Source organism: Clostridium moutaii, assembly GCF_041205085.1.
GTDB lineage: Bacteria > Bacillota > Clostridia > Clostridiales > Clostridiaceae > Clostridium_B > Clostridium_B moutaii.
Window position 1 is genome coordinate 1 of record NZ_JBGEWD010000032.1, and the last position, 14,328, is coordinate 14,328.

Here is a 14,328-nt window from a genome sequence, read left to right on the forward strand (position 1 = left end):
AAACTACTACGCAATAAAGTCTAACTTATTGGGGTCATATCATTATGGGTTTATTTAAGCTAAATACATAAAATAGGACAATTTATCTTTTGTTGAAGTTTCAAAATCTATATTTCTTATATGGTATGCATTGTCTCCATAGTCATAACCCTGATTGTCACATATGTATGCATAATCATAGCTGTTAGGATCAGCCCATTTCATAAATGTATATGCATGGGTTGGACCATTCCCATAAGATGTAGTAAAACATATATCTCCTGGTAAAAGCATGGATAAGTCTGTAGAAATTTGCCATCCCATACTTTGCAGCTTGGATGTAAGAGTGAGAGTATTTGCCACATAATCTGGCAGATCCGTTAATCCAGCCCGTCTAAGTGCTTCACTGGCAAAATATACACAATTGTTGCTGGTATCGCCATCATGAAGTTCTATAGCTCTTTCCAAAACTGACTGCCTGTTGTCATAATTCATAAGATAATTATATAGGCTTGTACCAATTGCAGATTGAGTTCTAGTTCCATTTGAAATGGATTGAACAGGTACAAAAGGGTTTATAGTTAATTGTAAAGTTACTGTTTTACTGTAACCTTCTACTGTACCTTTAAAAACATAATTTCCCGGTATACTTGTCATGCTTAGGGCTTTATCCCAGGATACATCTACGGAACTAGTGGAATTATCTGACATATTGGCAGATAATTTCGTAGGCAAACTGTAATTATCCTCTTGATTTATAGTCGTATTTATGTCATCAATAGATACTATAGAGGGAACCGTTTTAAATTTTACCACAGTAGGGTTTTTAAGTTTCCTGTTATATAGGGATACTATATCTTCTCCTATGGTAAGAGTATAATCCGAATCATAGTCATAATTAGCCGTAGGTGTTACAATAACTGATTTATTATTATCTGCTGAGGACAAGGTTATGGGAATTTCTGTATTGCTTTTATCAACTACTTTTATTTTATCTTTTAAAGAGTTTATATCTACTGGCTCATTAAATTCTATTTTCCAGCTTTTATTAGTGGGAGTACTGGATTTAATTATAGTATTGTAAGTTGTATTTTGGCTAGTACTTGCATCATATGTATCATTTTCATTGGATAAACTTTGTGCAGAGGTTGGATCAACTTTAGATACAGTATTTTCGTCGGTGGATTTTTCCTCTGATGAATTTTGCACAGAGCTTAAATTAGCTGTAGATACGGTATTTTCATCTGATGTAGTTTGCCCAGATAATGTATTTTCACTGCTATTATCTGTGGAATTGGAAGAAGTATTAGGTAAATTGGTTGTACTCGTGATGGTAGGTTTTGCAGAAGACTTGTCCAAATTATCTGATGCCAGTACCGTAGTGTAATGAAATCCTTGAACAAGCATGTAAATTCCACAAAATAATAGAAACCTTTTTATGAAGTTTTTCAATTGCATTCCTTCCTTCTATTTTTTATTGATGTAAGAATTTTATTTTATACAAAAACTCCTCGACAATAAGTTTAATTCTTTTGAGATATAAGTTCAATAGGGTTATTTATAATTTAACATTTAAATGGGAAAATTATAATATTAATAAAAATACAACATATTATTTATAATATAAAAATTAAATTGTCACTAAGTAAAAGATTAGTAAATGAGAAAGGAGAGATGTAGTTGACAAAAAAGAATGGAGATAAGCTAAAAGAGCTTATTCTTGGATTTATAGAAGATGATGTCCTAGCACTTGCTTCTCAACTTGCTTATAGTTTGATATTTTCTTTCTTCCCTTTTTTAATTTTTATTATAAGTTTTATAGGATACAGTGATGTAAGCAGCAGTGATATATTAACTGGGTTAAGCTATATATTGCCTAAAAATATATTGGAATTAATAGAAAATACGGTGGTTAGAATTACAATTGCTAAAAATACTCAATTGGTATACCTAAGTTTGATTTTTACAATATGGGCTTCTTCTGGCGGGTTCCATGCAGTGATAAAGGGACTTAACAAAGCATATAATCAGAAGGAACATAGAACTTTATTTAAGATATATACTGTATCCATATTATGTACTTTGGGAATAACGGTGATAATGGTAATTACTATATTGTTTTTGGTATTTGGAGGAATGCTTGGAGGCATGCTGGCTTCTAGTCTAGGATTTTCCAAGGAATTTAACTTTATATGGGATATGTTAAGATATGTAATTATGTTTGTTTCTACTGTATTTATCTTTGCAGCTGTATATATTTACACTCCCAGTGTGAAACTTACATGGAAAGAAGTAATTCCAGGAGCAGTTTTTTCCACCATAGGTATTGTGGTAGTATCTGTAGGTTTTGCATTTTATGTAAATAATTTTGCAAATTATTCTATAATCTATGGAAGTATAGGAGCTGCAATAGTTCTTCTGACCTGGCTTTTTATTTTATCTGTTATAACCATTTTAGGGGGAGAAGTTAATGCAGTGTTATTTAAACATGAAGAGAAAGTAAACTGACTGCATGTGTTACATAGAAGCCGGTCTACTTACCTTCAAATTGGGAAACTAAAGAAAAAAATTCTCCCTTATCATATCCTGCATGGTTTTTTCACTTTGTATTGCCAGCATGATTTTTCCTGATTTTTTTGTGCTGCCCATCAATATTCCACCTACTAATTTGTTGTTTTCAAAGAATAATTTTTGGTAGTCATTATTTGAGGGATCTTTTAAAACCAGCATTTGAGAATCAGGTGAAATTGTACCACAGGAAAACAAATTTGCGTTCATAGAAGTAAATATAGAAGAAGATATAAAATCTTTAAAATGTGTTTCATCACCGGAGGCATTGGCTCCGGCAACTTTACCCATTTCCTCTGAAGCAGGCCAATTTCCGTAAACTCTTCCTTTATACTGGCAGATGTCTCCGCAGGCATATATATTTTTTATAGAGGTTTCCATTCTATCGGTTACTATTATTCCTTTATCTGTCTTTATATCCGTATTTTCAACTAATTGTTTGTTAGGACGTATGCCTACGGAAAATAAGACCATATCGGTTTTTATAATTTTTCCACTTTTTAATCGTACACTGGATACTTTTTCTTCCCCCGATATTTCCTCCACGGAATCTCCAAGTATTATCTGTACACCTGATTTATCTACAGCTTCTTTAAAAAGAAGAGCACCTTCAGGGTCCAATTGACGTGGAAGCAGCCTATTTGAAAATTCTACTATGGTAACATCCAAACCAAAGTTTTTAATTGACCACGCAGCTTCAAGCCCCAACAGGCCTCCACCAATTATCACTGCATTTTTAGATTTAGACATGTAGCTTTTTATGTTTTCTGCATCTGACATATATTTTAAAGAAAATACTCCTTTTTTATCCTTCCCTTTTATTGGAATTATAAAACTGGAACTTCCATTTGCAAGTATAAGTTTGTCATATGAAAATTCTTGCCCTTTTTCTCCAATCACTTTTTTTGAACTTGTGTCGATATTTTTTATAGTACAGTTTAAAATAAGTTTTATATTATTGCTTCTATACCAATTTTCATCAGAAAGATAGAAATCTTTATCAGGTATAGGATTTAAAAGATAATCTGAAAGCTCAGGTCTATAATAAGTTATAGTGTCTTCAGCAGAAATAATAGATATACTGCAGTTTTTATTTCTCTTCCTTATGGAATCAGCAGCATGGTATCCTGCAGCACCATTTCCAATTATTACGAAGTTCTCATTTTTATCTGTACTAAAATCCACATGACTTTTTTCAGATACTTCTACAAATTGACTGGCATCAGCACCACATACTGGACAGACCTCTGGTGGTTCATTTCCTTCAAATATTACTCCACAAACAAGACACTTCCACTTTTTTGTGGATTCAAAGTTTTTATCCTTAGTTTTTTTATTTAGTTCCTCATTAATTTTTTTTTCAAGGTTTTTTTGAACTTTATAAGTTGACATTAAATCCTCCCCTAGGTATATTCATTTTAATTATTAATAAATAATTGTTATTTATATTATTATATTATATATGGGAAGTAAAATCAACTGAATAGGCTGAACATTTCATGTATAATAAATTTTGCAATTATTTTATTAAATAAATTAAAAATAATATTGACAAAAGTTCCTCTAGTTGTATAATATATAATATAAATCATAGTAAATTACTCATAAATGCTTTGAAAAAGAAAAGTAACTTAAATAAAGTTATACAGAGAAAAAACTATAGGCTGAGAAGTTTTTTAATGGAGTTTAAGTGAAGTGCTCTTTGGAGTTATGTACCGAATCAGTAGTAGGTTACATCGTGATCACCCGTTATAGTGATAGAACATAGCGCTGTGTTTGATTAAGAGTGGAATCCTCAATGGATTCAAAGAGAGTGGGACCACGGAGTATAAGCTTCGTCTCTATAGTAAAATGTAGAGAGGGAGTTTTTTTGACGTCAAAATAAATTACTTGCAGTTATTGGAATAAATTATTGGGAGGAAAAATAATGATATTTAATAATGCCATAGATATGATAGGAAATACACCTTTATTTAAATTGGATAATTTTAAGGATGCGAATTCAGCTGATATATATATTAAACTTGAAAAGTATAATCCGGGAGGAAGCATTAAAGATAGAGCTGCTCTTGGAATGATTGAAAGAGCAGAAAGAGAAAATCTTATAGAGGCAGGAGGAACAATAGTTGAGCCCACTAGTGGAAATACAGGTATAGCTCTTGCCATGATAGGAAAATTAAAAGGATATAAAGTCATAATCGTCATGCCGGAGACCATGAGTGTAGAGAGAAGAAATATGATAAAGGCATATGGGGCTGAATTGGTTCTTACAGATGGAACTAAGGGAATGAAAGGTGCTATAGAAAAAGCCTATGAAATTGTCAAGGGTAAAAAAGGATACTATATACCACAACAATTTGTAAATGAAGCCAATCCTCAAAAACATTATGCCACCACAGCTGAAGAAATATTAAAGGATTTAAAAGATGTTGATGCATTTGTAGCTGGTGTTGGTACTGGTGGAACATTAATAGGAGTAGGGGAAAATTTAAAAAAGCACAATAAAAGTACAAAAGTAATCGCAGTGGAGCCGGCAGCTTCACCGGTTTTATCAGGTGGTCAGACAGGACCTCATAAAATACAGGGAATAGGTGCAGGATTTGTACCAGATATATATAAATCAGAACTGGTAGATGAGATTATCACTATAGGGGATGAAGAGGCATTTAAATATGCTAGATTGATGGGAAAAGAAGAAGGAATATTAGTGGGAATATCTTCAGGAGCTAATATATCCGCAGCTATACAGGTAGCTAAAAAGTTAGGAAAAGGCAAGAAAGTAGTTACAGTAGCACCAGATGGAGGAGAGAAGTATCTTTCCATGGGATTGTATGATTAATTTGTAGCAAGTTTTGATATTTTAGACAACTTTTCGCAGGGATATGTATTTCCCTGTGAGGAGATGTTTACACTTAAATAAAAAATTGAAATAAAGGTTTAAAAAGGGTGATATAATAATGAAAAATCCATTTAGATTATTAGCTTATGATATTAAAAATGCCATGAAAAATGATCCAGCTGCTAGAAATCCAGTAGAAGTGTTTTTGGTATATCCGTTTATACACTCCTTGATACACTATAGAATATCTCATTTTTTCTATAAAAGAAAATGTTTTTTTATTGCCAGACTGATATCGCAGATATCCAGAATGCTAACTGGTATAGAAATTCATCCAGGAGCTAAAATAGGCAAGGGATTGTTTATTGATCATGGAATGGGAGTTGTAATAGGAGAAACTGCCGAAGTAGGGGATAATGTAACGTTGTACCATGGAGTGACATTGGGAGGAACAGGGAAGGATACAGGTAAGAGACATCCTACTATTGGGAATAATGTATTAATAGGAAGCGGTGCGAAAATATTGGGACCAATAGTTGTGGGAGATAATGTTAAAATAGGCGCCAATGCTGTAGTTCTAAAAAATGTACCTTCCGATTGTACTGCAGTGGGAATCCCTGTAAGGATTATATATAATAGAAAGAGCGCATCCGTTATAGAAATAAAAAATTATGCAGGAGAGAGAAAAAAGATATATAATGAAATGGTAATATAAGATTTTTGTACGAGTAGGTGAAATATTGGATTACAAGGAGAAAATATTAGATTATTGCCATAAAATTGGATTAGATACTGTAGGATTTACCCAATGCAGAATATATACTGAGCTTAAAAGCTACCTTTGTTATAGAAAAGAAAATTTATTAGAAAATGAGTTTGAAGAAAGCGATATTAAAAAGAGGATTAATTATTATGAATATATGGATGGGGGAAAGACAATAATATCTATTGCCTTTCCCTATTTGTTTAAAAAGGACGATGGACAGAAGAATGTAAAGTTTTCAATGTATACCAGGGGAAAAGATTATCATAAGGTGGTAGAAAATTATTTGAGAAGGGTATGTGGTTTTATAGAAAGTTTAGGGGGAAAGGTCAGATATTTTGTAGATAGTAATTTCCTGCCCGAAAGGTATATAGCTTTTCAATGTGGAATAGGATTTATAGGAAAAAATAATATGCTTATTACAGATAAATATGGCTCCTATGTGTTTTTAGGAGAAATAATAACTGATATAAAAATGGAAAGTGACATACCTATGGAAAGTAAATGTGGCAGCTGTAGATTATGTGAAATCGCATGTCCGACAGGGGCTCTTATTGGGCACAAAAATTCCAATAGGTGTATGTCCTATATTACTCAAAAAAAAGATATAGACAGTAAATGGTTTACAAAATTTCAGGGAAGACTATTTGGGTGTGATACATGTCAGAAAGCTTGTCCATATAACAGTGATGTTGTTTATTCCAGCATAGAAGATTTTAAACCCTTTGATTTTATGGAAAATGTAGATTTAAATGAGATTGTAAATATAGACAAGAAGATGTTTATAGAAAGATACGGTAATACTTCCTGTGGATGGAGAGGTAAAAATATCATCCAGAGAAATGGTATAATAAATGCACTTATTCTAGGTAAGGATGTTAATATGAAAAATATAAGGTCTGCTTATGTAAAAAATTATTATGATAGACTTTTGCATATTTTAAAATTATAATTTATATAATGGTATTATTTTAAAATTATATGTTATATAAAATGAAAGGTGGCTTTATTTATGATTTCTCCATGGATGGCTAGGCTAATTGGATGTTTACCCCAAGGATTAGTCAGGTACATTTCAAAAAAGGTATTAATCGGTTACTTAAATAAGTATGCAAGTATAGAGGTTAAGGGTATAGAACATTTAGATGGAGTTGAAAGACCCATTATATTCGTATGTAATCATTTAAGTAATTCAGATGCGCTAGTGCTTGGTCATGTATTTAAGAAGGAAGATTTAACCTTTGTATCAGGTAGAAAGTTAAATGACAATTGTCTTACTAAACTGGGAATGAGCATGACGAAGACCATAGGTATAATGCCAAACTCAGCAGATAAAGGTGCCATTTCCAATATAGTCAGGACATTGAAATCAGGCGAAAGCATACTCATATTTCCTGAAGGTACCAGGAGCAGAACATCTACTATGAATAAAGGCAAGAGAGGAGTAGTACTTATACAAAAATTATCCAGGGCCAGAGTAATTCCCGTAGGGATATATGGTACTGAAAAACTTCTACCTATAAACGATAAAGATATGGCTTTGGAAAGTTTTCACTTTGCCAAGGTTAAGGTAAATATAGGAAGGGAATTGCAGGTACCCAAAAGAAATAAAGGTGAAGAAAAACATGAATATGATGATAGGATAATTGATTTTTATATGTATGAAATTGCAAAGCTTTTACCTGAAAAATATAGAGGAGTTTATAAATTACAATGAAGGTGATAAGTATTGAATAAACAAGATGTAGATACAATATTAAAAATATTAAGTGAAACATACCCGGAGGCAAAATGTGCTTTGAATTTTAATTCACCTTATGAATTATTAGTATCGACTATGCTTTCAGCCCAATGTACAGATGTGAGGGTAAATAAAGTTACCAGTGAATTGTATAAAGAATTTAATACTCCTGAAAAAATGGTTTCATTGACAGAGGAGGAACTAGGGGAGAAAATAAAAAGCTGCGGATTTTTTAGAAATAAAAGCAAACATATATTGGAAACAAGCAGAGAAATTATGGAAAATTATCAAGGACATGTTCCAGATAACATGAAAGAATTAATTAAATTGCCCGGAGTAGGCAGGAAAACTGCAGATGTAGTTCTGTCCAATGCTTTTGGAATACCGGCTATTGCAGTGGATACCCATGTATTCAGAGTATCTAACAGGTTGGGAATAGCAAGGGGAAGTACACCTCATAAAGTTGAGATGGAGCTTATGAAAAACATACCTAGAGATATGTGGAGTGATTCTCATCACTATTTAATATGGCATGGGAGACGCATATGTAAATCCAGAAAACCTGACTGTGAGCATTGCCCTGTAGCTCCTTATTGTGAATATTTCAATCATCCTGAAGAGCAGGAGAAAAAGGCAGAAATTAAAGATAAAAAAGCTTAAACTTAATCTGGTTCTTATTTAGGGTATAATACTATGCCTAGTGTTATACCCTTTTGTAAATAAGTTTTAAATCTAAATTTCACATATCTATATATTTATGATTTCTCTTCGTATCCAATCCAGAGCACTCATTGCAGCCCTTCTTCTTATGGTATCTCTGCTGCCAAAGTACTGGAACTTTTTAACCTGAGTTTTACCATTGATGTAAAGTCCCATATATACTAGACCTACAGGTTTTTCAGGGCTGCCTCCATCGGGACCGGCAATTCCGGTAGTAGATATACCTATGTCCGTATTAGATGTTTTAGCTATGCCTTCAGCCATTTCTTTTGCAGTTTCATAACTTACAGCACCGTATTTATCCAGAGTACTTTTTTTAACTCCAAGTCTATTGATTTTAGCTTCATTGCTGTAGGTAACAGCACCTTCTTTAAATACTTCAGATATGCCTGGGTAGTTTATAAGTTTTGCAGCTATTAATCCACCAGTGCAGGATTCGGCTGAAGATATGGTATAGTTTTTATCTATAAGCATTTTACCCAGTACTTCCTCCATCTTTATATCATCTTCACCATAGATATTTACTCCAAATTTTTTTCTGAGCTCAATTTCCACAGGTTTTATAAGATTTAAAGCTTCATTTTCTGTAGAAGCTTCTGCCGTAATTCTAAGTATTGTATCTTCTTCTTTAGCATAAGGGGCTACAGTGGGGTTGGTATTATTGTTTATAATATCTGATGCCATTTCTGCCATGGTACCTTCACCTATTCCACAAATTCTCAGTACCTTGGATTTTATTATTCCACTGCTGTATTTTTCCAAAAGAGGTATTACATAATTGGTAAACATGGGTGCAGCTTCTTTTGGAGGGCCTGGAAGTATTATTAGGGTCTTGCCCTTTTCCTCTATAGCACATCCAGGAGCGGTACCGTGAGGATTGGGAAATATGGTAGATTCCTTAGGAAAATAAGCTTGTTTTATGTTGTTTCCTTTTGAGTAGGATCTACCCATCTTACTGAAATGATCTTTTAGATCATCCAGTGAGTTTTTATCTAAAATCAATTCTCTATTGAAAAATTTAGCTCCGGTTTCTTTGGTTAGATCATCTGGAGTAGGTCCAAGACCTCCTGTTGTAATTATAATGTCCGATCTTTTAAAACCATTTTCTAATTCATCTAAAAGTCTTTTTGGATTATCCCCAACTACAGACTGGTGATATACTTCTATACCTAAATCCGCCAGTCCTTTGGAAATAAATTGAGCATTGGTATTAACTATATCTCCAAGTAAAATTTCTGTTCCTACACATAGTATTTCAGCCTTCATGTATTTTTACCTCCGTATTTAGTTATTTGCAGTACTATTAGATAGTTATATAATTTTATGATACCATAAAACTGCATTTATTTTAAAAACAATATAATAAATTAATAATTTTTTACATACAAAAAATTATGACACTATAGTATAATAACTATGTGAAAGTAAAGAGGTGATGAAAATGAGTCAAAAAAGGCAGTCAAAAAAATCAAAGAAAGCTTTGAAAAAAAAATTGGTAGTATCAGCTATATGTATTTTAGCTATTTTTATAAGTATAAGCTGCGGATTTATAGTATATCATTATAATGATATAAAATACTGGGACAATTTGGTTTATCCCAAGGTTTTTGTAAATAATGTGGATCTCTCAGGAAAAACTAAATCAGAGGCCGAAAGCATAATAAAAAAGCAATATTCTGATAAAATACAACAAAAGAAAATTTATGTGATTGTAGGAGATAAAAAATATGAGTTATCCTATTCAAATTTAAGCCCATCGTACAATATAGATGAAGTGGTAAGTGAAGCTTATTCCTATGGAAAAGATGACAATATATTAAAAAAATATAGTCTGTTAAAAGAGCCTAAAGTTGTAAACTATAAATTAAAGTTTTCTTATAATGCAAAGCCGGTAAAAGCTTTGGCAGATGAAATTGAAAATGAAGTTAACTCAGATCCTGTAAATGCATCTTTGAAGATGGGGAGCATTGGTTTTGAGGTAATACCACAACAGGATGGTGTTAAGCTTAAAAAAGAGGATTTGGAAAAAGAATTATCTTCTAAGATAGATGGAAATATAGGTCAGAATTTAAGCGTAAAGGCAGAATTAGAAACTATTCCAGCTTCAATAAAGGAAGATGAACTTAAAACTGTAGATACATTGATATCAAGTTTTAGTACAAACTATGGTTCTATATCTTCTTCTGAAAGAGCAAATAACATAGGGCTTGCTACTAAAAGTATAAATGGGTGCATAATAATGCCAGGGGATACTTTTAGTTTTAATGGAGTTGTAGGACAGAGGACTGCAGCTAAAGGTTATGAAGCGGCTCCAGTTATTATTGGCGACAAGGTGGAATCAGGGCTCGGTGGAGGAATATGTCAGGTGTCCACAACTTTATATAATGCCGTATATAAAGCAGGGCTTACCTCCACGGAAAGAGTACATCATACTCTTCCTGTACATTATGTTGAAGAAGGAATGGATGCTACAGTAGATTATGGGAACATAGATTACAAATTCAGAAATGACTTTAAATATCCTGTATATATAGAAGGATATACTTCTGGGGGAAATGTAGCGTTCAATTTATATTCAAATTCTGCTGTGGCAAAATAATAAAATAGTTTAAAAAAATAGTACTTATATATTAACTTATTTAAAAAAGTATGATATAATGATCAAGTAATTTGTGCGGATATGGCGGAACTGGCAGACGCGCTAGATTCAGGTTCTAGTGAAAGAAATTTCATGCAGGTTCAAGTCCTGTTATCCGCACCATAAATAAACATCAATATTGATACAATGTTGACTGATGAGAAAAGCCCAGTGTTACAACAAGAGTGCTGAAAAAGTCCAATTGCGAAGAGCAGGAGGACTTTTTTTTATGTTCGTGGTATAAAATTTATACATATAAGATGGGAACAAGGGCGTGAAGTAAATGCTGAGAGAGAATACGCAGATAAAGCTGTCGCAGTACAGGAGCCTGTAAGATATTATCGTGCCGAAGGACAATATCTTGAGAAAAATCAAGGAAAACATAGACTTCATTTTTGTAAACCCTATGTTGCGGGAACAGTACTGCGAGCGTTTTGGTCGCCCCGCCGCGGAGCCAGAGATGATGTTCAGGCTGATGTTTTTTTGAAGCCGTATCGTGTAAAAATGTAACCGCTCCGCTATACGCTCCTACCTTTCGTGAAAAAGTTCGGAGATATCGTAAAAAAGTGCACCCACCAACAATTGATGTGATTTGCATGTTGAATTTCAAGAGTGATTCAACAATTGTTGTTCGGATTGGGGCTTGACCTTAAAGCAATCAACGATTAGAGACAGATATACTTTTCCAGAAGGAATAGCAAACTCTGTTATATCAGTAAGCCATTTTTGATTTGGCTTATCCGCCTGAAAATTTCTTTCTATAACATTTGAAACAGCTGGTGTTATTTCTCCTTTATAAGAGCTGTATTTTCGCTTTTTTCGAACTCTCACTACCATATTTTCTTGCTTCATTATTCGTCTAACAACTTTTTCTGAAACTGTACAGCCTTCTTTTGCTAACATACCATAAATACGACGGTAACCATAGCACCCTTTGTTTTCTGTGAATATTTTGCTTATATGGTTACGTAATTGGGCATATTTATCTGGTTTAGATAAGATGTTTTCTTGGTAATAATAACAACTCTTTGCAAGATTTAGTTCCTTCAGCAATAGTGGCAGTGAATACTTATTCTTTAGGGCATCGACTATCACTGCCTTCTCTCGATTTTTGAGAGCTGTCTGGTCGACGCCGGGGTCTTTTTTTAATACATTTATTGTTTCCCTCAAAATATCTATTTCAAGCTGCATATCAAGCATTTGAACCTTTAATTCTTCAACTTTAGCGTTGGATGCAACTGAACCTTCTTCTAAAGTTTCTGGTTGGATATTTTTATCATTCATCAATGCAATCGTACCTTTCCGAAGATACTTTTTCCGCCAAGCATAAATGCTAGCCCTAGTATAACCAATATCTTCTGATACTGATTTTATACTTTCTCCCAATTCAAAGCAACGATGTAATGCATCCATTTTTACTTCAACGGGTGGATTTCCTGGATGAGTTTTAGTATTGGTGAGTTCAAGTATCTTTCTTTGTTTTTTAGGCTTGCCCTCATCATGAACCCAGTCGTATAAGGCTTTCTTTGTAGGATACCCTAATGTCTGCACAGTTTTTGTTACAGATCTGCATTGATGATATAGTTTCAATGCGATATTAACTTTTTCTTGAGAATACATCTTTCAGAAGCTCCTTTCGGAACTCTAAGGGAGTCCAACTTTAAGTCCGCACCCCCCTCTCTTCATACTGTAAAATAATTACTTACTAAGTTGTTAAATGGTCACAGTTTATGAAAATTGCCAATCATACTAACTTTGAATTTCTCTGCAATTTACTCATTTCGAAATAAACCCATTGTTTATTTTTTATCAGAATATCTATTTCTTATCTCTTCATGTATACTATACATTTTTTTTATAATCAGTTACAACTGATTCAATATCAGAAATAATGTCATCACTTCCTAATCGCAAGCACAGATCAAGTTGTAACTTTCTGTTCCATTACTACAGGTACCCCAACCCTTCATATGTAGAAAATATAAATTACAAAATTGTACTGTTATGTCATGTTATGTGATATAATGTAATTAAAAATATCCTTTTATGTTTATCTTTGTACCAAATTATATCTTTTGGGAATGGATACAAATTGAAACAAAAGTAAAAAAGAGAGCATATTTGTCTTTTTAAATTTTTTGTATTTTTGAAACGTGATGCTTGATTTTCAAACCAATTTTTATGTACAAGCTTGTATAGCTGTGATTTGTTGAGAGTTTATAAATATATCAACGATGGTAGTAATTACAAGATTTTTGTGGCCTAATCAAAATATAATTAATATGTATTTAATTAATAAAGAAATACGTATTGATCTTATAGATTTCGAATGAATTTAATATTATTAATTTATGGTAAATTATAAGAAAAATGGGGGGAAGTTTTATGTGTAAAAGTATTATTCCCAATGTGGGAAGAAAGATTAGACGATATAGTGCTCGACTTTTTACATTTCTACTTATATTTGTAATGCTTTTCAGTAATACCGCACAGGTTTGGGCGGATACAGCACCGCCTTATTCATACCCGGATGATACGTCGGTTGTGGGAGGTAGCACTATTAATAATGCATCATTAATAGGTGTTTATTTAAGTGATGCGTCTAATTCTGACTATAGTTCTTCGAGTGGTAATTATACTGCTAGCAGGGAATTGAAAGCAGGAATACCTAATAATGCTTCATATCCTGCTAGTCAATTCAATGGTGCAGACGGAAATGGAGTAGACCTCTTACCTAATTTTCAAATTGCATTCAATGAAAATATCCTTGGTAAGTCAGATCAATATAGCAACTATACTAACAACAAAGGTCTAATAACACTGGTAAAAGTAAATGCCGATGCGACAGAAAGCAGTGTAGCTAGTAATGTTACTATGAATAATAGTCTTAATGGAAGCCTTTTTGTTTCTCCAACAACAGAATTGGAACCTAGCACTTCTTATAAAATAAAAGTAAGTTCAGGTATCACGGCAGACCAAACACCTGCTACATTAACAACCAATGCGTATGAAATCTTGTTCAAGACTAAAGCATTGACACCTTCATCAGATATTACAGGCGTCACATTGGATACGACCAG

At 33.0% G+C, this 14,328-nt stretch carries 12 protein-coding genes, 1 tRNA gene and 1 other annotated feature; of the genes, 9 read left to right on the plus strand and 4 right to left on the minus strand.

All coding sequences use genetic code 11. The features are described from left to right. Positions 1 to 54: 54 nt before the first annotated feature. Positions 55 to 1,431 carry an Ig-like domain-containing protein gene (locus AB8U03_RS17540; RefSeq protein WP_369705842.1) on the minus strand — a complete coding sequence of 459 codons (1,377 nt, stop codon included), beginning with the start codon at positions 1,429 to 1,431 and terminating at the stop codon, positions 55 to 57. 228 nt (positions 1,432 to 1,659) lie between these two features. Here AB8U03_RS17540 and AB8U03_RS17545 point away from each other — a divergent pair, with 228 nt between their 5' ends. Then, positions 1,660 to 2,487: a YihY/virulence factor BrkB family protein gene (locus AB8U03_RS17545; protein ID WP_369705843.1), complete on the plus strand. Its 828-nt coding sequence runs from the start codon at positions 1,660 to 1,662 to the stop codon at positions 2,485 to 2,487. A gap of 48 nt (positions 2,488 to 2,535) precedes the next feature. Here AB8U03_RS17545 and AB8U03_RS17550 read toward each other — a convergent pair whose 3' ends face one another. Next, the gene (locus AB8U03_RS17550) at positions 2,536 to 3,939 is read right to left on the minus strand and encodes an FAD-dependent oxidoreductase (protein WP_369705844.1); all 1,404 of its coding nucleotides are present in this window, start codon (positions 3,937 to 3,939) and stop codon (positions 2,536 to 2,538) included. Positions 3,940 to 4,151: 212 nt separating this feature from the next. Then, positions 4,152 to 4,393, plus strand: a binding site (T-box leader). Between the two features lie 81 nt (positions 4,394 to 4,474). Here AB8U03_RS17550 and cysK point away from each other — a divergent pair. The 5 genes from cysK to nth all read left to right on the plus strand — a co-directional run bounded on the left by cysK (position 4,475) and on the right by nth (position 8,550). Then, complete coding sequence (cysK, locus tag AB8U03_RS17555) at positions 4,475 to 5,386, plus strand: cysteine synthase A (protein WP_369705845.1); 912 nt, start codon at positions 4,475 to 4,477, stop codon at positions 5,384 to 5,386. Between the two features lie 118 nt (positions 5,387 to 5,504). Next, positions 5,505 to 6,101: a serine O-acetyltransferase EpsC gene (gene epsC / locus AB8U03_RS17560; protein WP_369705846.1), complete on the plus strand. Its 597-nt coding sequence runs from the start codon at positions 5,505 to 5,507 to the stop codon at positions 6,099 to 6,101. Positions 6,102 to 6,126: 25 nt separating this feature from the next. Continuing rightward, positions 6,127 to 7,101: a tRNA epoxyqueuosine(34) reductase QueG gene (gene queG / locus AB8U03_RS17565; RefSeq protein WP_369705847.1), complete on the plus strand. Its 975-nt coding sequence runs from the start codon at positions 6,127 to 6,129 to the stop codon at positions 7,099 to 7,101. Positions 7,102 to 7,161: 60 nt separating this feature from the next. Next, entirely contained in the window at positions 7,162 to 7,866 is a 705-nt protein-coding gene (locus tag AB8U03_RS17570; protein WP_369705848.1) for a lysophospholipid acyltransferase family protein, read from the plus strand. Positions 7,867 to 7,878: 12 nt separating this feature from the next. After that, complete coding sequence (gene nth / locus AB8U03_RS17575; protein ID WP_369705849.1) at positions 7,879 to 8,550, plus strand: endonuclease III; 672 nt, start codon at positions 7,879 to 7,881, stop codon at positions 8,548 to 8,550. A gap of 87 nt (positions 8,551 to 8,637) precedes the next feature. On the opposite strand, the gene AB8U03_RS17580 is transcribed toward nth, so the two are convergent. After that, positions 8,638 to 9,876, minus strand: a complete 1,239-nt coding sequence (locus tag AB8U03_RS17580) for a competence/damage-inducible protein A (RefSeq protein WP_369705850.1) — start codon at positions 9,874 to 9,876, stop codon at positions 8,638 to 8,640. 169 nt (positions 9,877 to 10,045) lie between these two features. Between AB8U03_RS17580 and AB8U03_RS17585 the strand changes: the two genes are divergently transcribed. Together AB8U03_RS17585 and AB8U03_RS17590 are read left to right on the plus strand one after the other, a co-directional pair. After that, positions 10,046 to 11,209: a VanW family protein gene (locus AB8U03_RS17585; RefSeq protein ID WP_369705851.1), complete on the plus strand. Its 1,164-nt coding sequence runs from the start codon at positions 10,046 to 10,048 to the stop codon at positions 11,207 to 11,209. 75 nt (positions 11,210 to 11,284) lie between these two features. Beyond that, a tRNA-Leu gene (locus AB8U03_RS17590) sits at positions 11,285 to 11,371 on the plus strand. Between the two features lie 483 nt (positions 11,372 to 11,854). Here the strand turns inward: AB8U03_RS17590 and AB8U03_RS17595 are convergent. Beyond that, positions 11,855 to 12,868 carry an IS3 family transposase gene (locus AB8U03_RS17595; RefSeq protein ID WP_369705852.1) on the minus strand — a complete coding sequence of 338 codons (1,014 nt, stop codon included), beginning with the start codon at positions 12,866 to 12,868 and terminating at the stop codon, positions 11,855 to 11,857. A gap of 765 nt (positions 12,869 to 13,633) precedes the next feature. On the opposite strand from AB8U03_RS17595, the gene AB8U03_RS17600 reads away from it, so the two are divergent. Beyond that, a partial coding sequence (locus AB8U03_RS17600; RefSeq protein ID WP_369705853.1) for a hypothetical protein occupies positions 13,634 to 14,328 on the plus strand: 695 nt, incomplete at its 3' end.